The 21,275-nt window shown below is 44.4% G+C and carries 20 protein-coding genes and 1 other annotated feature; of the genes, 15 read left to right on the top strand and 5 right to left on the bottom strand.

All coding sequences use genetic code 11. From position 1 onward, the window contains the following. Positions 1–39: 39 nt before the first annotated feature. From RUW00_RS14085 to RUW00_RS14070, 4 genes are all read left to right on the top strand, one after another. Positions 40–1,668 carry a peptide-binding protein gene (locus RUW00_RS14085; protein ID WP_095060848.1) on the top strand — a complete coding sequence of 543 codons (1,629 nt, stop codon included), beginning with the start codon at positions 40–42 and terminating at the stop codon, positions 1,666–1,668. Between the two features lie 75 nt (positions 1,669–1,743). After that, a complete protein-coding gene (appB, locus tag RUW00_RS14080) occupies positions 1,744–2,694 on the top strand; it encodes an oligopeptide ABC transporter permease AppB (RefSeq protein WP_007610596.1) in 951 nt (316 codons plus the stop codon). Between the two features lie 14 nt (positions 2,695–2,708). Then, the gene (opp4C, locus tag RUW00_RS14075; protein ID WP_072177127.1) at positions 2,709–3,620 is read left to right on the top strand and encodes an oligopeptide ABC transporter permease; all 912 of its coding nucleotides are present in this window, start codon (positions 2,709–2,711) and stop codon (positions 3,618–3,620) included. A gap of 147 nt (positions 3,621–3,767) precedes the next feature. Next, entirely contained in the window at positions 3,768–4,520 is a 753-nt protein-coding gene (locus tag RUW00_RS14070; protein ID WP_007409116.1) for a YjbA family protein, read from the top strand. A gap of 32 nt (positions 4,521–4,552) precedes the next feature. Here RUW00_RS14070 and trpS read toward each other — a convergent pair whose 3' ends face one another. Further along, positions 4,553–5,545 (bottom strand): tryptophan--tRNA ligase, encoded by a 993-nt coding sequence (trpS, locus tag RUW00_RS14065; RefSeq protein ID WP_014417415.1) that lies wholly within the window; start codon positions 5,543–5,545, stop codon positions 4,553–4,555. Between the two features lie 55 nt (positions 5,546–5,600). Continuing rightward, positions 5,601–5,812 (bottom strand) — a binding site (T-box leader). Positions 5,813–6,288: 476 nt separating this feature from the next. Here trpS and RUW00_RS14060 point away from each other — a divergent pair. The 8 genes from RUW00_RS14060 (at position 6,289) to spx (ending at position 14,449) form a co-directional block, all read left to right on the top strand. Further along, positions 6,289–7,923: a peptide ABC transporter substrate-binding protein gene (locus RUW00_RS14060; protein WP_022553558.1), complete on the top strand. Its 1,635-nt coding sequence runs from the start codon at positions 6,289–6,291 to the stop codon at positions 7,921–7,923. A gap of 106 nt (positions 7,924–8,029) precedes the next feature. Further along, on the top strand, positions 8,030–8,965 hold the full coding sequence (locus RUW00_RS14055) for an ABC transporter permease (protein ID WP_014417417.1): 936 nt from the start codon (positions 8,030–8,032) through the stop codon (positions 8,963–8,965). A 3-nt stretch (positions 8,966–8,968) separates the two neighbouring features. Continuing rightward, a complete protein-coding gene (gene oppC, locus RUW00_RS14050; RefSeq protein ID WP_032874455.1) occupies positions 8,969–9,886 on the top strand; it encodes an oligopeptide ABC transporter permease OppC in 918 nt (305 codons plus the stop codon). Positions 9,887–9,898: 12 nt separating this feature from the next. After that, positions 9,899–10,975, top strand: coding sequence for an ABC transporter ATP-binding protein (locus RUW00_RS14045; protein WP_003155039.1), 1,077 nt, complete (start codon positions 9,899–9,901; stop codon positions 10,973–10,975). Beyond that, positions 10,968–11,885 (top strand): oligopeptide ABC transporter ATP-binding protein OppF, encoded by a 918-nt coding sequence (gene oppF, locus RUW00_RS14040; protein WP_014417419.1) that lies wholly within the window; start codon positions 10,968–10,970, stop codon positions 11,883–11,885. Before RUW00_RS14045 ends, oppF begins: the two co-directional genes overlap by 8 nt. Positions 11,886–11,991: 106 nt before the next feature. After that, the gene (locus RUW00_RS14035) at positions 11,992–13,179 is read left to right on the top strand and encodes a putative glycoside hydrolase (RefSeq protein ID WP_121984166.1); all 1,188 of its coding nucleotides are present in this window, start codon (positions 11,992–11,994) and stop codon (positions 13,177–13,179) included. Positions 13,180–13,296: 117 nt separating this feature from the next. After that, positions 13,297–13,875 (top strand): GNAT family N-acetyltransferase, encoded by a 579-nt coding sequence (locus tag RUW00_RS14030; protein ID WP_007409110.1) that lies wholly within the window; start codon positions 13,297–13,299, stop codon positions 13,873–13,875. A 178-nt stretch (positions 13,876–14,053) separates the two neighbouring features. Next, positions 14,054–14,449, top strand: coding sequence for a transcriptional regulator Spx (gene spx, locus RUW00_RS14025; RefSeq protein ID WP_003155034.1), 396 nt, complete (start codon positions 14,054–14,056; stop codon positions 14,447–14,449). Positions 14,450–14,505: 56 nt separating this feature from the next. Here the strand turns inward: spx and RUW00_RS14020 are convergent, their stop codons facing one another. Further along, positions 14,506–15,162 carry a TerC family protein gene (locus RUW00_RS14020; protein WP_014417421.1) on the bottom strand — a complete coding sequence of 219 codons (657 nt, stop codon included), beginning with the start codon at positions 15,160–15,162 and terminating at the stop codon, positions 14,506–14,508. A 275-nt stretch (positions 15,163–15,437) separates the two neighbouring features. On the opposite strand from RUW00_RS14020, the gene mecA reads away from it, so the two are divergent. The 3 genes from mecA to pepF all read left to right on the top strand — a co-directional run bounded on the left by mecA (position 15,438) and on the right by pepF (position 19,463). Beyond that, positions 15,438–16,094: an adaptor protein MecA gene (gene mecA / locus RUW00_RS14015; RefSeq protein ID WP_072177131.1), complete on the top strand. Its 657-nt coding sequence runs from the start codon at positions 15,438–15,440 to the stop codon at positions 16,092–16,094. 151 nt (positions 16,095–16,245) lie between these two features. After that, positions 16,246–17,406, top strand: coding sequence for a competence protein CoiA family protein (locus tag RUW00_RS14010; protein ID WP_280145015.1), 1,161 nt, complete (start codon positions 16,246–16,248; stop codon positions 17,404–17,406). A gap of 227 nt (positions 17,407–17,633) precedes the next feature. Beyond that, complete coding sequence (gene pepF / locus RUW00_RS14005) at positions 17,634–19,463, top strand: oligoendopeptidase F (RefSeq protein WP_103527241.1); 1,830 nt, start codon at positions 17,634–17,636, stop codon at positions 19,461–19,463. Between the two features lie 37 nt (positions 19,464–19,500). Here pepF and RUW00_RS14000 read toward each other — a convergent pair whose 3' ends face one another. The 3 genes from RUW00_RS14000 to RUW00_RS13990 all read right to left on the bottom strand — a co-directional run bounded on the left by RUW00_RS14000 (position 19,501) and on the right by RUW00_RS13990 (position 21,251). Beyond that, a complete protein-coding gene (locus tag RUW00_RS14000; RefSeq protein WP_003155026.1) occupies positions 19,501–19,668 on the bottom strand; it encodes a hypothetical protein in 168 nt (55 codons plus the stop codon). 285 nt (positions 19,669–19,953) lie between these two features. Further along, entirely contained in the window at positions 19,954–20,856 is a 903-nt protein-coding gene (gene spxH, locus RUW00_RS13995) for a protease adaptor protein SpxH (protein WP_003155024.1), read from the bottom strand. After that, positions 20,853–21,251, bottom strand: coding sequence for a globin domain-containing protein (locus RUW00_RS13990; protein ID WP_003155023.1), 399 nt, complete (start codon positions 21,249–21,251; stop codon positions 20,853–20,855). The genes spxH and RUW00_RS13990 overlap by 4 nt, the downstream gene beginning before the upstream one ends. Positions 21,252–21,275: the final 24 nt, after the last annotated feature.

Here is a 21,275-nt window from a genome sequence, read left to right as displayed (position 1 = left end):
ACCAGTTTGCTGCATATATATCACAAAGGGGGAATTGATATGAAATTACGTAAAAGCGCACTGATGATGCTAAGTGTTTTTATGGCGCTCGCTATCTTCCTGTCAGCCTGCTCCGGTTCAAAATCCACAAGCACCGAATCCAAACCGGCAGGAAAACCGCAAAAAGGCGGAGATTTGGTTGTCGGGTCAATCGGGGAACCCACACTTTTTAACTCTCTGTATTCTACGGATGACGCAAGTACGGATATTGAAAATATGCTGTACAGCTTTTTAACGAAAACGGATGAAAAACTGAATGTGAAATTATCACTCGCTGAAAGCATTAAAGAATTAGACGGCGGCCTTGCATATGATGTGAAAATCAAAAAAGGCGTTAAGTTTCATGACGGAAAAGAACTGACTGCAGATGACGTCGTATTTACGTACAGTGTCCCTTTAAGCAAAGATTACAAGGGAGAACGCGGCTCAACATATGAAATGCTGAAATCCGTAGAGAAAAAAGGCGATTACGAAGTATTGTTCAAGCTGAAATATAAAGACGGTAATTTTTACAATAATGCGTTAGACAGCACAGCCATTCTGCCGAAGCATATTCTCGGTAATGTTCCGATTGCTGATTTAGAAGAAAATGAGTTTAACAGAAAGAAACCGATCGGTTCAGGACCATTTAAGTTTAAAGAATGGAAGCAGGGCCAATATATTAAACTCGAAGCGAATAATGATTATTTTGAAGGAAGACCGTATTTAGATACTGTAACGTATAAAGTCATTCCCGACGCAAATGCTGCCGTTGCTCAGCTGCAGGCAGGCGATATTAATTTCTTTAATGTGCCCGCCACTGACTACAAAACGGCTGAAAAATTTAATAATCTGAAAGTCGTTACTGATTTGGCCTTACAGTATGTGTACATCGGGTGGAATGAAAAAAATGAATTATTCAAGGATAAAAAGGTCCGTCAGGCGCTGACAACCGCTCTTGACCGGGAGTCAATCGTCAGCCAAGTATTGGATGGAGACGGAAAGGTAGCTTACATTCCGGAAAGCCCTTTATCTTGGAACTATCCTAAAGATATAGATGTTCCGAAATTTGCGTACAACGAGAAAAAAGCGAAACAGATGCTTGCAGAAGCCGGCTGGAAAGATACGAACGGTGACGGCATTTTAGATAAAGACGGAAAGAAATTCTCGTTTACGCTTAAAACGAATCAAGGAAACAAAGTCCGTGAAGACATCGCTGTCGTCGTTCAGGAACAGCTGAAAAAAATCGGCATTGAAGTGAAGACCCAAATCGTTGAATGGAGCGCGCTCGTAGAACAAATGAATCCTCCGAATTGGGATTTTGATGCAATGGTCATGGGATGGAGTTTATCCACATTCCCGGATCAATATGACATCTTCCACTCAAGCCAGATTAAAAAGGGCTTAAACTACGTTTGGTATAAAAATGCCGAAGCGGATAAGCTCATGAAAGATGCAAAATCAATCAGTGACAGAAAGCAATATTCCAAAGAATATGAGCAGATTTATCAAAAAATTGCGGAAGATCAGCCGTATACGTTCTTGTATTACCCTAACAACCATATGGCAATGCCGCAAAATCTTGAAGGATACAAATACCATCCGAAACGTGATTTATATAATATCCAAAAATGGTGGCTTGCAAAATAATTTTCCCTTAAAGGGGAGGGAGAGCGTTTTCTCCCTCTTCTGTTTTTAATAAGGAAAGTAAAGGGGGACAAGTATATGGCTGCATATATTATCAGAAGAACCTTAATGTCTATCCCGATTTTATTGGGAATTACAATTTTATCATTTGTTATTATGAAAGCCGCGCCCGGCGATCCGATGACATTAATGATGGACCCGAAAATCAGCCAGGCTGACAGAGAGCAGTTTATTGAAAAATACGGTTTGAATGATCCTCAGTACGTTCAATATTTAAAGTGGCTCGGCAACATGGTACAGGGCGATTTCGGAACGTCAATTGTCAGAAAAGGAACGCCTGTTTCAGAATTGATTATGGCCCGAATGCCCAATACGCTGCTGCTGATGCTCGTTTCAACGATTTTGGCTCTTATGATTTCTATTCCGTTCGGTGTCCTGTCGGCAAAGCGGCCTTATTCAAAGCTCGACTATGGCATTACGTTTACCTCATTTATAGGTCTGGCCATTCCAAACTTTTGGTTTGGATTAATTTTGATTATGATTTTATCAGTAAATCTTGGCTGGTTTCCGACCGGCGGTGTCGAGACGCTGAATGCCGATTTCAATATATTTGACCGGATTCATCATTTAATTCTGCCTGCATTCGTATTAGCTACAGCTGACATGGCCGGACTGACGAGATATACGAGATCCAATATGCTTGATGTATTAAATCAGGATTATATCCGTACAGCGAGAGCGAAAGGGTTCAAGGAGAACCGTGTATTATTTAAACATGGATTGAGAAATGCATTATTACCCGTCATTACAATTTTCGGTTTGATGATTCCTTCGTTTATCGGAGGATCTGTCGTTGTCGAACAAATTTTCACATGGCCGGGGTTAGGAAAGCTGTTTGTTGATTCAGCGTTTCAGCGTGATTATCCCGTCATTATGGCGATGACCGTCATTTCAGCTGTTCTTGTGGTCATTGGCAACCTTGTCGCTGATATTTTATACGCAGTGGTTGATCCGAGAATTGAATATTAAAAGGGGGGACATCGATGGCTGAGCTGAACACATCTCCGTCACCGGAGATCGGGCTGAAAGAAAATATTGCTGAAAAACCGGAAACCATGACAAAAATCTTTTGGGAAAAGTTTTCGAAAAATAAACTGGCGGTTGCAGGTGCTGTTATTCTGTTCGTGATTATTATGTCAGCGATTTTTGCGCCGGTGATTGCTCCTTATTCTCAAGAGCAGCAAAGCCTGCTTGATAAATTTAAAGCGCCGGGTCTTGAACATTTGATGGGGACGGATAAATTCGGGCGTGACATCTTCAGCCGGATTCTGTACGGCGCGCGAATCTCTTTACTAGTCGGATTTGCCTCTGTTGTCGGCTCTATTTTTATCGGGACGATTTTAGGAGCGGTAGCGGGCTATTTTAAAGGTTTCGCAGATGCTGTTATTATGCGGTTAGTGGATATTGTTCTTTCCATTCCTGATATTTTCTTATTGATTACGCTTGTTACAATCTTTAAGCCAGGCGTGGACAAATTAATTTTAATTTTCTGCCTGACAGGCTGGACGACAACCGCGCGTTTGGTCAGGGGGGAATTTTTATCCTTGCGATCAAGAGAATATGTGTTAGCCGCTAAAACAATCGGAACAAAAACACATAAAATTATTTTTTCACATATCCTGCCCAATGCGCTGGGACCGATTATTGTGTCAGCCACTTTAAAAGTCGGATCGGTTATTCTGGCCGAATCGGCGCTAAGTTATCTCGGTTTCGGGATTCAGCCGCCGATCGCAAGCTGGGGCAATATGCTTCAGGATGCACAGAACTTTACGATTATGATTCAGGCTTGGTGGTACCCGTTATTTCCGGGACTGTTCATTCTTCTTACCGTATTGTGCTTCAACTTTGTCGGAGACGGGCTGCGTGATGCGCTTGATCCGAAAAATGTGAAATGATCTCCCGGACGGAACGGGAGATTTTTTTGTTGCAATGCAGTCAGAAATCCAGTTCCGAATTGCGGAAATCTCATATCGAAATGGAATAATTTATCTATCCCTTGCCTATACTGTGGACAACAGTTTTTATAAAGTGAGGGGTCGAATATGTTATTTCTTCATGATGTATGGGTCAATTGGTTTGAAGGGGAAGAGAACGGCTACAATGTATGCCATTTTCACGAATGGCGGAAGGAAGACACGGTTGAGCTTTTGGATCAGACGCCGCTGCTCAGAGTGCCGTCGGTATTATTTCATTACATAGAAAACGACTTATCAGAGCTTCCGAAAGAACTGCTTGACCAAGTCCACCAAAAGTCATACGTGCGAAAAAATCATGAGCGGACAAAGCTGGAGTACTGTTTTGTCGTGACAGACGGTATCGGCATCATTGCCGTGGATACGATCGGGTATACCATTCCGGTCAGAAAGAGCCGCCTGATTCCGAGGCAGGAGCAGCTTGTTTATGAAATGGTAAAGGATGTAGAACCGGAATCGTTTCAATTTGAGCCGGCGCAATTGGAGTCTTCAAAGGAATATCACATTTTGTCATTGGCGCCGGAGCATGTCAGAGGGCTGACGAGAAAAGAGCGGCAGATCAAGCAGCTGATGTTTATGGCGCTCGACCAGCTGAAAGGGCTGAAAAACCGTGCGGAAATTGTGTATTGGTACACGGAATGGAATCCGCATATGTATGAGCAGATCAAACGGATGAGCTTTGAAGAGATTTGGGACATGCTTTACAATGAAACAATTGAAGGCTGGTCAGATAAACATCTTGCGTTCTGTGAAAATTTGATTAAAGGGCAGCCGTTTTTCGAAAAGCTTTGGGAAATGGAGCAGGAATCAAAAGTGAACTAAAAAAGAGGCGGGGATTCTCCCGCCTCTTTTCTTTATCTTCTTTTCCGTCCGAGACCCATGGCATTTTCCATTTTTTTCACCATTTTGCCGGCCGTTTTGTTTGCGCGCGCCGCTCCTTCGTCGAGAATGCGGTCAAGCTCGTCGCTCTCAATTAATTCACGGTAGCGTTCTTGGATCGGTGTCAATGCGCCGATAACGACTTCGGCTAAATCGCTTTTGAATTCACCGTACCCTTTGCCTTCATATTTAGCCTCTAAATCTTCAATTGATGTGTTTCCTAAAATAGAATAGATCGTCAAAAGATTAGAAACGCCCGGTTTGTTTTCTTTATCATACTTTACAATGCCTTCAGAATCAGTCACGGCGCTCTTGATTTTCTTTTCGAGCTGCTTCGGCTCATCAAGCAGCGTGATGTATGCCTTTTGGTTCGGATCTGATTTGCTCATTTTTTTGAGCGGATCAGCCAGTGACATGATGCGCGCGCCTGATTCAGGAATTTTCACCTCAGGAATCGTGAAGATGTCATTGTATTTTTTATTGAAGCGTTCCGCCAGGTTGCGGGTCAGTTCAAGGTGCTGTTTTTGGTCTTCTCCGACCGGAACAAGATCCGTTCCGTACAGTAAAATATCGCCGGCCATCAGCGGCGGATAGGTTAACAGTCCGGACACGACGGCTTCTTTGCCCTTTGACTTATCCTTAAATTGCGTCATCCGCTCAAGCTCGCCGATATATGCGACGCATTGGAGCATCCACCCCGCCTGGGCATGAGCGGGAACCTCCGACTGGATAAAGAGGGTCGCTTTCTCAGGATCAAGTCCGACGGCCACGTAAAGGGCCGCGAGATTGCGAATGTTCTTCCGCAGTTCAAGCCGATCCTGCGGAACCGTAATCGCATGCTGATCGACAATGCAGAAGTAGCCGTTGTAGTCATGCTGCAAATCGACAAATTGCTTCATTGCGCCGATATAGTTGCCGAGGGTAACGGAACCGCTCGGCTGAATGCCTGAAAAAATCGTTTTCTTCATATTTCTTACCTCATTTCTTAAAACATAATAAAAAAAGCCCATTCTTCCCGTAGAAAAAAGGGACGAATGAACCGTGGTGCCACCCTGATTATTCCATTACAATGGAATCGCTCGAGACGTTGGTAACGGAGGCTGCTCCGGCTGGGCCTACTAACGTTCGGTCAGCTGCTCAGAAGTCCATTCCACATCGCCCGTTACCTGCTCCCAGCACCGCAGACTCTCTTCAAACGGATGAAAATGTGTACTACTCTTCATCATCGCAATCACAACAAATGTATTTGATTGATCTATTATAAATCAATTATAGCCAAATGTCATCAGAGGAATACAAGATTATTTCCAGTTTGCTAAAGGGCTGGAAATCCTCAAAAAGAACTGAAAATGCTTAAATGATAACGTATATCAACATTTCGTATAACGAATATTATATGTAAAAAGCAATATGAACTGGAAATTGCAATAAAAAAATTTAGTTAGGTCATGCTTTAAACTATAGAAGTGTATCACCTTTTTGACAGAAAAACTGACCAAATTTAAATATTTTAAATTGAGAAAATAGTATTGCAATAAATTATTCATTTCATTATAATGAACTTGTTCACTCTATTGTTACAGCTTCTTTACATAAAATAATCAGAAAAGACGGAACACAATTAAAGTTTAGAAAAATATTAAGTTATTTTGTCTGATATTTCTGAGTATTTAGTAGTAAAGGCTGAAAAATTTGATTAGGGGGTTAGTGCATGAAAAAGCGTTGGTCTATTGTAGGTTTGATGCTTATCTTCTCGCTTGTATTAAGTGCGTGCGGCGGATTCAGCGGCGGATCAGGCGGCGGTAAAAAAGACACCAAAGGACAGACTTCACTTAATATCAATATTAAAACCGAGCCGTTCTCACTGCATCCGGGTTTAGCGAATGATTCCGTGTCAGGAGGCGTAATCCGACAGACTTTTGAAGGATTGACACGCGTAAACTCCAAAGGTGAGCCTGAAGAAGGAATGGCATCTAAAATTGAAACAAGCAAAGACGGAAAGACCTATACATTTACGATTCGTGACGGTGCGAAATGGTCTAACGGCGACCCTGTGACGGCGCAGGATTTTGAATATGCGTGGAAATGGGCGCTTGACCCGAACAACGAATCACAATACGCTTATCAGCTCTACTACATCAAAGGCGCTGAAGCTGCCAATACAGGAAAAGGCAAGATTGATGATGTAGGCGTAAAAGCCGTAAATGACAAAACATTAAAGGTTGAACTGAATAACCCGACACCTTATTTCACGCAATTAACTTCATTCTATACGTATATGCCGGTCAACAAGAAAATTGCGGAAAAACATAAAAACTGGAACACAAACGCGGGCGAAAATTATGTGTCAAACGGCCCGTTCAAAATGACGGCCTGGAAACACAGCGGTTCCATCACGCTCGAAAAGAACGATCAATATTGGGATAAAGACGCTGTGAAATTGAAGAAAATCAACATGGTGATGATTAACAATAACAACACCGAACTGAAAAAATTCCAGGCCGGTGAGCTTGACTGGGCAGGAATGCCGCTCGGCCAGCTTCCGACTGAATCTCTGCCGACATTGAAAAAAGACGGATCTCTTCACGTTGAACCGATCGCAGGCGTGTATTGGTACAAATTCAACACAGAAGAGAAACCGCTGAACAATGTTAACATCCGTAAAGCCCTTGCTTATGCGATCGACCGCTCGTCCATCGTGAAAAATGTAACGCAGGGCGAACAAATCCCGGCCATGGCTGCGGTGCCGCCGTCAATGAAGGGATTCAAGGATAACACAAAAGGTTATTTCAAAGACAATGACGTCAAATCAGCTAAAGAATTCTTAAATAAAGGACTGAAGGAATTAGGCGTCAAGAATGCCTCTGACCTTCCGGCGATCAAACTGTCCTACAATACGGATGACGCGCATGCGAAAATCGCGCAGGCCGTACAGGAAATGTGGAAAAAGAACTTAGGCGTCAAAGTTGAGCTTGATAACTCCGAATGGAATGTTTACATCGACAAGCTGCACAGCCAGAACTACCAAATCGGGCGTATGGGCTGGCTCGGCGATTTCAACGATCCGATCAACTTCCTTGAATTGTTCCGTGATAAAGAAGGCGGAAACAATGATACCGGATGGGAAGATCCTGAGTTTAAAAAGCTGCTGAACCAATCTCAGCTTGAAACGGATCCGGATAAACGTATCGAAGAGCTGAAAAAAGCAGAAAAGATCTTTATTGACGCAATGCCGGTCGCGCCAGTTTATTTCTATACGGATCCTTGGGTGCAGGATAAAAACCTCAAAAATGTAATCTTGACCGGAACAGGCGAAGTTTACTTCAGAAACGCTTCTTTTGAATAAAAGACGGTTCTGAAAACAAAAGACCCAAGGTATATGGGGAGGATGTCCCCATATACCTTTCTTACTGATTACGTATAAAATTGTAAAAAACATGGAGGTGTTCACCTTGCTGAAATATATCGGTAAACGATTCATTTACATGATCATCACATTGTTTGTGATTGTGACCGCCACATTCTTCTTAATGCAGGCAGCGCCGGGCGGACCATTTTCCGGCGAAAGAAAGCTGCCGCCTGAAATTGAGGCAAACTTAAACGAACACTATGGCCTGGACAAGCCTCTTTTCGTTCAATATGCCAGCTACTTAAAATCTGTGGCGATGTGGGACTTCGGACCTTCTTTTAAATATAAAGGCCAAAGTGTTAATGATTTAATCAATTCAGGCTTCCCCGTCTCATTCACTCTCGGTGCAGAAGCTATTCTCCTCGCTTTAGCGTTCGGTGTGCTTTTCGGGGTGCTTGCTGCCCTGTACCATAATAAATGGCAGGATTATACCATTGCGATTTTAACGATCTTTGGGATCTCAGTTCCGAGTTTTATATTGGCGACGATTTTGCAATATATTTTCTCAATTAAATTAGAACTGTTCCCGGTCGCAGGGTGGGAATCCTGGGCATACACCTTTCTGCCCTCTATTGCGCTCGCTTCCATGCCGATGGCGTTCATTGCCAGACTCTCCCGTTCAAGCATGATTGAAGTGTTAAACAGCGATTACATACGGACTGCAAAAGCTAAAGGACTTTCCCGTCCGTCAGTCACCGTGCGCCATGCGCTTCGAAACGCGCTTTTGCCGGTCGTGACATATATGGGGCCGATGGCGGCATCCATTTTAACGGGAAGTTTCATCATTGAATCCATTTTCGGAATTCCCGGTTTAGGCGCGCATTTTGTAAACAGCATTACAAACCGTGATTATACGGTCATTATGGGAGTTACCGTGTTCTTCAGCGTGCTCCTGCTTTTATGCGTATTAATTGTAGACGTGCTGTACGGATTAATCGATCCGAGAATCAAGCTTTCTAAAGCAAAGAAAGGAGCCTAGACCATGCAGAACATTCCTAAAAATATGTTTGAACCAGCTTCAGCTAATGCCGGTGATGCCGAAAAAATAAATAAAAAAAGCCTTTCCCTCTGGAAAGACGCCATGCTCCGCTTCCGCAGCAATAAGCTTGCGATGGTCGGGCTCGTACTGATCGTTCTTATTATTCTGATGGCGATTTTAGCGCCTTTCTTTTCAAGGTATGATTATGCGACTACCAATCTGTTAAATGCGGATAAGGCGCCGTCGAAAGATCATTGGTTCGGCACGGATGACCTTGGAAGGGATATATTCGTCCGGACATGGGTGGGCGCGCGGATTTCTATCTTTATCGGTGTCGCAGCTGCCGTGCTTGATTTATTAATCGGCGTAATCTGGGGCAGCATTTCTGGATTCCGCGGCGGACGCACAGATGAAGTGATGATGCGCATCGCCGACATTCTGTGGGCTGTTCCTTCATTATTAATGGTTATTTTGCTGATGGTTGTCCTGCCGAAAGGATTGCTCACCATTATCGTCGCCATGACAATCACGGGCTGGATCAATATGGCGAGAATCGTCCGCGGACAGGTGCTGCAACTAAAGAATCAGGAGTATGTGCTTGCTTCACAGACACTCGGTGCCAAAACCGGCCGGCTTTTGTTTAAACATATCGTCCCGAACGCGATGGGATCTATACTCGTAACGATGACACTGACGGTTCCGACGGCGATTTTTACAGAAGCGTTTTTAAGTTATTTGGGCCTCGGCGTACCTGCGCCGCTTGCGAGCTGGGGAACGATGGCCTCAGACGGATTGCCTGCATTAACCTATTACCCTTGGCGTCTGTTCTTCCCTGCCGGCTTTATCTGCCTGGCGATGTTCGGCTTTAACGTTGTCGGCGACGGGTTAAGAGACGCGCTGGATCCTAAGTTACGCAAATAAGGAGTGATATGAGTGACACGTTTGCTAGAAGTAAAAGACTTAGCCATTTCATTTAAAACATACGGCGGAGAGGTACAGGCAATCCGCGGCGTGAATTTCCATTTGAATAAAGGAGAGACGCTGGCGATCGTGGGGGAGTCGGGTTCCGGAAAAAGTGTGACCTCCCAAGCGATTATGAAGCTGATTCCGATGCCGCCGGGCTACTTTAAAAGAGGACAGATTCTTTTTGACGGACGCGATATCGTGCCGATGTCTGAAAAAGAAATGCAGGCCATCAGAGGAAAGGACATCGGAATGATTTTCCAAGACCCGATGACCTCTCTGAACCCGACGATGAGAGTCGGCAAACAAATTACGGAAGTGCTTTTCAAACATGAAAAAATCTCAAGTGAAGCGGCGAAAAAGCGCGCCATAGAGCTGCTTGATCTCGTCGGGATTCCGATGCCCGAAAAACGGATCGGCCAATTCCCCCATGAATTTTCAGGCGGGATGAGACAGCGTGTCGTCATCGCGATGGCGCTTGCGGCAAATCCGAAACTGTTAATTGCCGATGAACCGACAACAGCGCTTGATGTGACGATTCAGGCACAGATCCTTGAGCTGATGAAAGATCTGCAAAAGAAAATTGATACGTCTATCATTTTTATCACGCATGATCTCGGCGTTGTCGCCAATGTCGCCGACCGGGTCGCTGTCATGTACGCGGGTCAGGTCGTCGAATCGGGCACGGTGGATGAAATCTTTTATGATCCGCGCCATCCGTATACGTGGGGGCTGCTTGCCTCAATGCCTAGCCTGGACAGCACCGATCAGGAAAAACTGACGGCCATCCCGGGCACGCCGCCTGATCTGACGAATCCTCCGAAAGGGGATGCATTTGCGCTCCGCAGCTCATATGCGATGAAAATTGACTTTGAACAGGAACCGCCGATGTATAAAGTGTCTGATACGCATTTTGTGAAATCGTGGCTTCTGCATCCTGATGCGCCTAAGGTCGAGCCCCCTGAAGCGGTGAAGGCTAAAATCCGTCAGCTTCCGAATACGTATCAGCATCCTGTTTTAATGAAGGAAGGTGAAAAAAATGACTGAGAAACTTCTCGAAATCAAACATTTAAAACAGCATTTTTTCACGCAGAAAGGAACGGTAAAAGCCGTAGATGATTTGTCATTTGATATTTATAAAGGCGAAACGCTCGGCCTTGTCGGAGAATCGGGCTGCGGTAAATCAACGACGGGCCGCAGCATTATCCGGCTGTATGAGGCAACCGGCGGGGAAGTTCTCTTTAACGGGGAAAATGTCCACGGGAAAAAATCCCGCAAGAAGCTGCTGGAATTTAACCGGAAAATGCAGATGATTTTCCAGGATCCGTACGCATCTTTAAATCCGAGAATGACAGTCGCCGACATTATTGCCGAGGGAATAGATATTCACCGCCTGGCAAAAACGAAAAAAGAGCGGATGCAGCGGGTTCACGAACTGCTGGAAACGGTCGGTTTAAATAAAGAGCACGCCAACCGCTACCCGCATGAATTTTCTGGCGGACAGCGCCAGCGTATCGGAATCGCCAGAGCGCTGGCGGTTGATCCGGAGTTTATCATCGCGGACGAACCGATTTCGGCGCTTGACGTCTCCATTCAGGCGCAAGTCGTCAATTTAATGAAAGAATTGCAGAAAGAAAAAGGGCTCACTTACCTGTTTATCGCCCATGATTTATCAATGGTCAAATACATCAGCGACCGCATCGGCGTCATGTATTTCGGAAAATTGGTGGAGCTTGCGCCGGCGGATGAGCTTTACGAAAACCCGCTTCACCCATATACGAAATCATTGCTGTCCGCTATCCCGCTCCCTGATCCGGACTATGAAAGAAATCGCATGCGAAAGAAATACGATCCGTCCATTCATCAGCTCCAAGAAGGAGAAAAAATGGAATTCAGAGAAGTGAAACCGGGACATTTTGTCATGTGCACAGAAGCTGAATTTAAAACCTATCTATAAAAGTATCATCCTCCAAGACTCAGTCTTGGAGGATTTTTTTGCGCACATTCAAGTTTATTAAGCCAGCTCCCGTTTTTCTATAATGGAAAAAAAGGGGGAGATCAGTATGAAAACCATTTTGTGCGCCATTTGTGCGGGACTGTTTATCAGTGCAGCCGCATATCCGGCCCACGCCGCTGCGAAAGAGGAGCAGCCGCTTGTAAAAATAGCGCTGGCTGAAAAAGAACTGCCGAAATCAAATGCACGGTTCGCTTATCCGTCAGGGCTGCATTTTACACATCCTGATAAGGTGCGGGGCATTTACGTCACAGGGCATTCGGCTGGAGGAAGCAAATTCGGGGAGCTGACAGACTTTGTGGACAAAACGGAGCTCAATACAATGGTGATTGATGTCAAGGACGACAACGGAAACCTCACCTTTAAGCCGGATGGCCATTCTGAGTATGCTAAAATCGCCAAGCCGTACATCAAAGATCCAAAAAAGATGATGAAAAAGCTGGAGGAAAAAAAGATCTATCCAATCGCGCGTATTGTCGTATTTAAAGACAGCGAACTCGCGAATGAAAAGCCGGAGTGGTCTTTTAAAGAAAAAAACGGAAGTGTCTGGAAAAACGGCCGCGGCGAATCGTTCGTCAATCCGTTTATGAAAGAAGTATGGGATTACAATGTAAAGATTGCAAAACAAGCCGTAAAGATGGGGTTTCAAGAAATTCAGTTTGATTATGTCCGTTTTCCTGAAGGATTTGAAAAACGTGATGACGAACTGACATACGGACACGGCGATTACGGGAAAACAGCAGACAGCAATGTGCAAAAACGCGTTCATGCCGTCACCGATTTTGTCGGTTATGCGAAGAAAAAACTCAAGCCGTACGGCGCGGATGTGTCGGTTGATATTTTCGGCTATTCTGCCACGCTGCCGGAAGCGCCGGGGATCGGCCAGAATTTCAGCAAGATTTCAGAACAGGTCGATGTCATTTCATCCATGATTTATCCGAGCCATTGGACAAGCTATTTCGGCATTGATAAACCGGATCTTGAGCCTTACAATGTCGTCAAAGAATACGCGAAGGTGGAAAATAAAAAACTGTCTAAGCTGAAACACCCGCCTGTATCGCGTCCGTGGCTTCAGGACTTCACGGCATCATATCTCGGCAGCGGAAATTATCAAAAGTACGGAAAACGCCAGGTGGAAGACCAGGTTAAAGCGCTGCATGATGAAGGAATTGACGAATTTTTATTGTGGGACGCGGCAAACCGTTATACCAAAAACGTCGATTACACACCATTTTAAAAAAATTGAAACCATGTTAAAGGATCACACGTCTTAATAGATGTAAGATTGTTTAAACAATCGGAAATGGGGTATATCTAAAAGTGTGAAGACAACGAACCCATAAGGAGCAAATGAATGAACTGGTACGAAAAGCTGAGTGAATATTTTCCGATTGAAGAAATGAAATCAAAAGCGCATATGGAAGCTCTGTTAAAGGAGCAAAGCGATGTTTATCATAAAGAAGAGGGGCAGTACCACGTGCTGATGTATGCGGAATTTGACTCTTTCATCTTTATTGATTACCTGTTTGTGTCAAAGAAATCCAGAGGACAAGGCCTCGGAAGCAAGCTGATCGGCAGGCTGAAAAAGAAAAACAAGCCGATTCTGCTTGAGGTGGAGCCTGTTGACGAGGATGACACGGATACACAGAAACGCTTGCGTTTTTATCAAAGAGAGCATTTCAAGCACGCGCAGTCAATCGGGTATCGGCGCCGGTCATTGGCTACGAATGAAGTGAACAAAATGGAGATTCTGTACTGGTCACCTAAGACGGAATCAGAAGAAGAAATGTTTGAAGCGATGAAACAGACATATGAAAACATTCACACTTATAAAGATGAAAAATGGTACGGAGAATCATACGAAAAAACGGATGAAGTTCTCAAAGTCATTGATGAGAAAAAACGAAAAAACATTTTCGATCAGCTGAGCTAATTGAGAATGGGGAAAAATCCGCCAGCCGTAAATTTGCTGGATTGACACATTTTTTTCTCAGGAGACTGTTCACACTTACTTTTTTATAGTATAATACCTATAAAGATTCCTTTTTTAAAGTCATTTCAATTTGAGAATACAAACATGTTCATCCTACTAATTAGAGGAGTGAAGATTAATGGTTACATTATACACATCACCTAGCTGTACGTCATGCAGAAAAGCAAGAGCTTGGCTTGAAGAGCACGAGATTCCGTTTGTAGAGAGAAACATTTTCTCCGAGCCGTTATCAATTGATGAGATCAAGCAGATTCTGCGTATGACTGAAGACGGTACGGATGAAATTATCTCTACCCGTTCTAAAGTATTCCAGAAACTGAACGTAAATGTTGAATCTATGCCGCTTCAAGACTTATACACTTTGATCAATGAGCATCCGGGACTGCTCCGCCGTCCGATCATCATTGATGAAAAACGTCTGCAAGTCGGCTATAACGAAGATGAAATCAGACGATTCCTGCCAAGAAAAGTGCGTTCTTTCCAATTAAGAGAAGCACAGCGTCTTGCCAACTGATATAAGTTACGATAAGCATGGAAAAAGCCCAAAACCATCGCGGTTTGGGCTTTTTGTTATTTTTCAGTCTGCTGGTAAATCATACTGGCGAGGATAACAAATACGACGGTCAAAATCGGCAGCATCATTTGTATAATGCCGTGTTCTGCCATGAAAAATGACAGCTTGCTGTCTCCGGCAATCATTTCACCGCCGGTAAATGCGAGAAGACCGCTCCCGGCGTACATCAATAAAGGCATTTTGTCCATGGCGGCATGAACGAGCTTGCTGCCCCAAATGATAATCGGCACCGAGATGAAGAGGCCGATCACTACAAGTGTCAGCTCACCGTGAGAAGCGCCGGCTACTGCGATGACATTGTCAAGCGACATAAAGATATCAGCCAGAACGATTGTGCGGATGGCTTTCCAAAGAGAAGAACTGCTTTTCACATGCTGCGCATCTTTCTTCTCAATCAGAAGCTGATAGCCGAGATACAATAAAAATACCCCGCCTGCGCATTGTAAAAAAGGAACATTCAATAAATAGACCGCAGCGCTCGTCAGAACGATTCTCAAGACGACTGCGATAAACGTTCCGAAGATGATCGCTTGCTGTCTTTGTTTATGAGCCAGATTCCGGCTGGCCATCGCGATGACGACGGCATTGTCACCGCCGAGAATAAGGTCAATCCCGATAATAAGCAGAAGGGACAGCAGGTAATCGTGCGGCATGGTAACACCTCGCTTATAGATCGATTGCTTGTACAGCTAATATATGAAGCAGTGTGCTATTTATGATGGGAACCGGGAGAAAGCCTGTTTTTCGGTGTGAAAATGCTTTTTTATTTCTTTTATAACTGTTTTATCATAAAATAGAAATATAAAGAATTTGCGCTGTCCTCTATAAGGTTAAGATGTGGACGGAATGGGTAAAGTGTAGTAAAGTACTATTCATCGGGAGCTTAGATGTCCCTTCAACATCTTATAAAGAAGGGAAGGTTGGCAAAATGGAAATAGAAAGAATTAATGAGCATACTGTAAAATTTTATATGTCTTATGGTGATATTGAAGATCGCGGTTTTGACAGAGAAGAAATCTGGTACAATCGCGAGCGCAGTGAAGAACTGTTCTGGGAAGTCATGGATGAAGTGCATGATGAAGAAGAATTCGCTGTCGAGGGTCCTCTTTGGATTCAGGTTCAGGCATTGGACAAAGGACTGGAAATAATCGTAACAAAAGCCCAGCTTTCCAAGGACGGACAAAAACTCGAACTGCCGATCCCGGAAGATAAAAAACAAGAGCCGGCAGATGAAAATCTCGATGCTTTACTTGATGATTTCCAGAAAGAAGAGCAGGCCGAGAGCCGGGAAGATAAGGAGCAAAAGCTTCAATTCACTTTGCGGTTCGATGATTTTGAGGATCTCATCTCGCTATCAAAATTGAATCTTAACGGAATCAAAACGACCCTGTATTCGTTTGAAGACCGATATTATTTATATGCAGATTTTTATGAGCAAACTGATGAAGAGGTTGAAAATCAGCTAAGCATCCTGTTGGAGTACGCGCAAGAATCATCAGTCAGCATTCACCGTCTTGAAGAATACGGCAAATTGGTGATCGCTGATCATGCGTTATATACAATAAAAAAACACTTTGCATCATAACAAACCGATTTCTCTCAGCAGAAATCGGTTTTTTTTTGTTCTGAATGACACGATGAACGGATGAAAACCGAATAACGGCTCTCATCCGCAAACAGGATTATATCTTCTTCATGCTGAATACAACAAGATTCAGGAAAGGAGAAGATGCAACATGTTCAGTGCTGTGACTGCCGACGGACGGCTCATTCAGCTGGCCGGAAGCTATTCAAAGGAAAAAGCGGCGGAGCTGAGAAAGAAACGCTGGTTCTGCCCTGTTTGCAAAAGTGAGCTTGATATCAAACTGGGACGGGAGAAACTGCCGCACTTCGCTCATAAAAAAAGCAGGCTGTGTCCTGGAGAATCCGAACCTGAAAGCGAATACCATCTTGAAGGAAAAAGGCAGCTTTTTCTCTGGCTAAAGACACAAGGGTGCAGTGTCAGCCTGGAACCGTATCTGACTTCCGCGGGACAGCGGCCTGACTTGACGGCGGAAAGCGGAGAAGAGAGGCTGGCTTTTGAATTTCAATGTGCGAACCTTTCGGCGGACTCTTTAAAGAGCCGGACGGCAGGCCTGAAAAATGCCGGGTACCGGCCGGTCTGGATCATCGGGGCAAAACGGTTAAAACGGATGGCCGCGCAATTTTTCCGGCTTTCTGCTTTTCACTGGCAGTTCTTTGAAGTCCATTCATTTTCCTCCTTACTGTTTTACTGCCCCGACGCCCGCTCCTTTTACAGGCTGCATTCCATCACTCCGTTTTACACCGGCTATTCTTATGCCGGCTTAACCGCAATCCCTCTTCACAAAGCAAACCTGAAAGACATTTGTCATCCGGAAGGGCGGCACAGCGTCAGACTTCCCTCGTGGGGACGTGCCGTAGCCGGCTTCCGCAACAAAAGCGGGCGGTTTTTATCTGAAGATGCCGGTCTTATCCGGCGTCTTTTTTACGAAAGACATCAGGTTGCATTTCCATTTCTCCCCTCTGAAGTGTTTATTCCCGTTTCAGCGGGCTTTGTGTTTGCAAGTCCCGTTTTTGTGTGGCAGAGCCATTTATACTTGCGGCTTGAGGAACTTTTTAAAAAAGGCGCGCCGATCCGATTATCCGGCATGGTTCATGATTTACGGCAAAAAATCAGGCATAAGGAGATCCGGATGAGGTATGGTTCACAAGATAGCCTTATCAGAATGGCGGTAAAACAATATGCTGATTTCTTATGCTTGCAGGATTTTTTAAGGGAAATTGAGAATGAAGTATATATGCCCTCATCTCAACGGAAGCTCCCTCAAACGGCAGAAGAGCTGCGCCGGCGGGATCTGCTCTTTTTTGGGGAATGAGAATGCTTCATTTCGTTCACCCTAACGTCAAGGTGGTGGCGAATGTGAGGGGCGTACAAGCATTTTGTTTTCGTTTTTTCACTGTATTATTGGTATGCTCGGTCTTATATGCCGCATATGATTTGACAAAAGGCAGTGAAAAGCCGGAAGATAATCACAACACAAGTTTTTGGAGAAACAATCGTTTTTTCAATTGGCTTGAAGTAAAGAAAACGAGGGGGATCACCATGACTGAGGAAAATAAAGCAGCACAGCTGCCTGACAGAAGTGAAGTAAAGGCAGAGCATACATGGAGACTAGAGGATATTTTTCCTAGTGATGAGGCCTGGAATAAAGAATTTCAAGCAGTTAAAGAATTAATCCCGAATTTATCTTCTTTTAAAGGCACGCTTGCTCATTCGGCTGATAATTTATACGCGGCGCTTACGGCACAGGATGAAGTGACGAACCGCCTTGGGAAACTTTATGCATACGCGCATATGCGCTCAGACCAGGATACGGGAAATTCTTTCTACCAAGGGCTGAACGACAAAGCCGCAAGCCTGTATTCCCAGGCTGCCAGCGCGACTGCTTACATTGAACCGGAAATTCTGGCGATTCAGGAGGACAAGCTGCACCAGTTCATTCTGGAAAAAGAAGAGCTTAAGCTTTACTCCCATGCAATTGAAGAAATTACAAAACAGCGTCCGCACGTGCTGAGCGAACAAGAAGAGGCCCTGCTTGCGGAAGCCTCAGAAGCGCTGTCGTCGCCTTCCAATACATTCAGTGTTTTAAATAACGCCGATATTACGTTTCCGTCGATTAAAGATGAAAACGGCAAGGAAACTCAAATCACACACGGCAACTTTATTAATTTCCTGGAAAGCAGCAATCGTGAAGTCCGCAAAAACGCATTTGAAGCCGTATATAAAACATACGGACAGTATAAAAACACGATGGCGACTACACTCAGCGGCACTGTGAAAAAAGATAATTTTTACGCCCGTGTGAAAAAATATAAATCAGCACGGGAAGCGGCTTTATCCAATAACAGCATCCCTGAAGAAGTTTACGATAACCTTATTAAAACGATCAATAAACATCTTCCGTTATTACACCGTTACATTGACCTGCGGAAAAAGGTTCTCGGCCTTGATGAAGTCCATATTTATGACCTGTACACACCGCTTGTAAAAGATTCGGGAATGAAGGTCACATATGAGGAAGCGAAAGATTATATGCTCAAAGGACTTGCTCCGCTGGGCGAGGAATACGCGTCTATTTTAAAAGAAGGACTTGAAAACCGCTGGGTCGATGTATACGAAAACAAAGGAAAACGCAGCGGTGCTTATTCGTCCGGTACATACGGCACGAATCCGTACATCTTGATGAACTGGCATGACAATGTCAATAATCTGTTTACGCTCGTTCACGAGTTCGGCCATTCCGTGCACAGCTACTATACGAGAAAATATCAGCCGTATCCATACGGTAACTACAGCATTTTTGTCGCTGAAGTCGCTTCAACGACTAATGAAGCGCTGCTCGGTGAATATATGCTGAACAGCTTAAAGGATGAAAAACAGCGTCTGTACCTGCTCAACCATATGCTTGAAGGATTCAGAGGCACAGTGTTCAGACAGACGATGTTCGCTGAATTTGAGCATCTGATTCATACGAAAGCGCAGGAAGGCGAGCCGCTGACGCCTGAACTGCTGAACGAACTTTATTATGATCTGAATAAAAAGTATTTCGGTGACAACATGGTGATTGATAAAGAAATCAGTCTGGAATGGTCAAGAATTCCGCACTTCTATTACAATTATTATGTGTATCAATATGCGACAGGCTACAGTGCGGCCCAAGCGCTGAGCAGCCAGATCTTAAAAGAAGGCCAGCCTGCGGTGGAGCGCTATACCGAATTCTTAAAAGCGGGAAGCTCGGAATATCCGATTGACATACTGAAAAAAGCGGGAGTCGATATGACATCGCCTGAACCGATCGAGGCGGCCTGCAAAATGTTTGAAGAGAAACTGAATGAAATGGAAGAACTTCTTTCGAAAGTGAACCCTTCGTAATTCAAAAAAGCCTGTGCATAAGATGCGCAGGCTTTTTCTAAAACCCTTTAAACGTTTTTCTATGGTTCAGCCGGTACAAGGCAAACAATATAGACAGAAACAGCAGGGGAGATGTAATGTAAATCGGCAGCATGTGCATCATGGCCAGCAGATTTAAAAAGAAGAAAAACACAATCATTCCGATGATCAATACGGTGCGGAGCATTGATTTCCCTCCTTGTTTTTCATTGATATATTCTATGAAAACAAGCAGTCAGTTATGTTTTGTGACAAAAATATGAACATTAATCTTATGGCTTGTCAAAACTCGACAAGATTTGATATGATAAGGATGTGAAATTGATCACAAACAAACATTACCCCTTTGTTTGACCGTGAAAAATTTCTCCCATCCCCTTTGTTGTCGTTAAGACATATGAAACCGCGCTTATCCCGGCGCGGTTTCTTTATTTGCACAAAAAAAGCCGGCTCCGTAAGGAATCAGCTTTTTTTAATGATCACAACAGGTGACATCCTCCTGAGTGCCGGCCAGAGATTTCCAAAACAGGCCGTGCTTTGCTTCCACTCTGGCGACCTTTTTGGCGAATGCCAGTTTTTTCATTTCTTTTTCAACTTCTTCTAGACTCAAATCATAAACGAGTGCGATTTCTTTCGATGCGACAAACCGGAAATATTCAATGAAACATTCCAAAGGCGGCGTTTCAGAAGGCTTCGGTTCATCCCCGAGCATTTCGAATAAGATCTCTTCGTATACGTCATAAGAATAGTTGCCGGGAACCTTCAGCCCTTCATCATCATGCAGGCTGTTAAAGAACGTCAATGTCGGGTTGACGGTGACGTCCATTTCCGCCGCGATTTTCATATCGCACTGAAGCGCTTTTACCGCGCTTTGCGAATGGAGGTCACGCTTGAATTCTTCAACATCCAATTTCGTCTTTTCGGCAATTTCTAAAAGAACGTCTTCATCTGTAATATTCTGCTTGGAGACAAACAAGCTTTCCTGCATGCTGCGGAGAAACAGAATGCCCGCTTTTCTTCCCTGCAGTTCAGCCGCTTTTAAAGCGAGTGCGGCAAGGTAGGGCGATGAAAGAGGCTGATCCTGCTCAAGCCAAAGGCTTCCGTCACAGGGCATCCCGGAACGGTTCGCAATTTTTTCCCAAGCTTCAGCAAGAAGGTGTTTTTTCCGCTTTTGCTTATTCAGCGATGTAATGCTCGCGGAAACAATGATCCGCAGCGTAAAAAAACGTCCGTATTTGATTTTTAATTTTTTTATGGCGGGCTCCAGCGACCAGCATTCAGGACATAAAGGGTCGACAAACATGTAAATTTCGAGCGGTTTTTTTGGATGTCCGTGGCAATGGGCGAAGTATTGCTCATGCTGATAATTCGTCAATATGATCGATCCTCCGCTTCTGACTGGTTTACCATATGCCTGGCCGTCAGTTCCAGACGCCCGTACAGAAATTCACGAATATCGCCCTCCAGCCCGACCTGATCCATCGCTTTGCTCATACAGCTTAGCCACGCATCAGCCCTCTCGTCCGTAATCGGAAAGGGGAGATGCCTTGCCCTGAGCATGGGATGTCCGTGCTCTTCAGTATAAAGAGGAGGTCCGCCCAAATACTGGGTTAAAAATTGCTTTTGTTTTCTGGCCGTTTCAGTCAAATCACTTGGAAATATCGGCTTCAGCAAGGGATGAGACGAGACACGCTCATAAAAAGTATCAACAAGTTGCGATAGAAGTTCCTCTCCAATCGCTTCATATGGTGCGTTAAACGATTGTCCCATGTTGACTACTCCTTTATATGGCTA

This window comes from Bacillus sp. IS1 (assembly GCF_032461585.1).
Lineage (GTDB): Bacteria > Bacillota > Bacilli > Bacillales > Bacillaceae > Bacillus > Bacillus velezensis.
The sequence above is the reverse complement of the archived record's forward strand: the minus strand, read 5'-3'. Positions and strand labels throughout refer to the sequence as shown.

Coding starts and splice junctions, on each gene's coding strand:
- RUW00_RS14060 (WP_022553558.1), top strand. CDS start 6,289: ATGAAAAAGCGTTGGTCTATTGTAGGTTTGATGCTTATCTTCTCGCTT.
- trpS (WP_014417415.1), bottom strand. CDS start 5,545: ATGAAGAAAACGATTTTTTCAGGCATTCAGCCGAGCGGTTCCGTTACC.
- opp4C (WP_072177127.1), top strand. CDS start 2,709: ATGGCTGAGCTGAACACATCTCCGTCACCGGAGATCGGGCTGAAAGAA.
- oppF (WP_014417419.1), top strand. CDS start 10,968: ATGACTGAGAAACTTCTCGAAATCAAACATTTAAAACAGCATTTTTTC.
- pepF (WP_103527241.1), top strand. CDS start 17,634: ATGACTGAGGAAAATAAAGCAGCACAGCTGCCTGACAGAAGTGAAGTA.
- mecA (WP_072177131.1), top strand. CDS start 15,438: ATGGAAATAGAAAGAATTAATGAGCATACTGTAAAATTTTATATGTCT.
- RUW00_RS14085 (WP_095060848.1), top strand. CDS start 40: ATGAAATTACGTAAAAGCGCACTGATGATGCTAAGTGTTTTTATGGCG.
- RUW00_RS14035 (WP_121984166.1), top strand. CDS start 11,992: ATGAAAACCATTTTGTGCGCCATTTGTGCGGGACTGTTTATCAGTGCA.
- RUW00_RS13990 (WP_003155023.1), bottom strand. CDS start 21,251: ATGGGACAATCGTTTAACGCACCATATGAAGCGATTGGAGAGGAACTT.
- RUW00_RS14070 (WP_007409116.1), top strand. CDS start 3,768: ATGTTATTTCTTCATGATGTATGGGTCAATTGGTTTGAAGGGGAAGAG.
- RUW00_RS14000 (WP_003155026.1), bottom strand. CDS start 19,668: ATGCTCCGCACCGTATTGATCATCGGAATGATTGTGTTTTTCTTCTTT.
- RUW00_RS14020 (WP_014417421.1), bottom strand. CDS start 15,162: ATGCCGCACGATTACCTGCTGTCCCTTCTGCTTATTATCGGGATTGAC.
- spx (WP_003155034.1), top strand. CDS start 14,054: ATGGTTACATTATACACATCACCTAGCTGTACGTCATGCAGAAAAGCA.
- RUW00_RS14010 (WP_280145015.1), top strand. CDS start 16,246: ATGTTCAGTGCTGTGACTGCCGACGGACGGCTCATTCAGCTGGCCGGA.
- oppC (WP_032874455.1), top strand. CDS start 8,969: ATGCAGAACATTCCTAAAAATATGTTTGAACCAGCTTCAGCTAATGCC.
- appB (WP_007610596.1), top strand. CDS start 1,744: ATGGCTGCATATATTATCAGAAGAACCTTAATGTCTATCCCGATTTTA.
- RUW00_RS14030 (WP_007409110.1), top strand. CDS start 13,297: ATGAACTGGTACGAAAAGCTGAGTGAATATTTTCCGATTGAAGAAATG.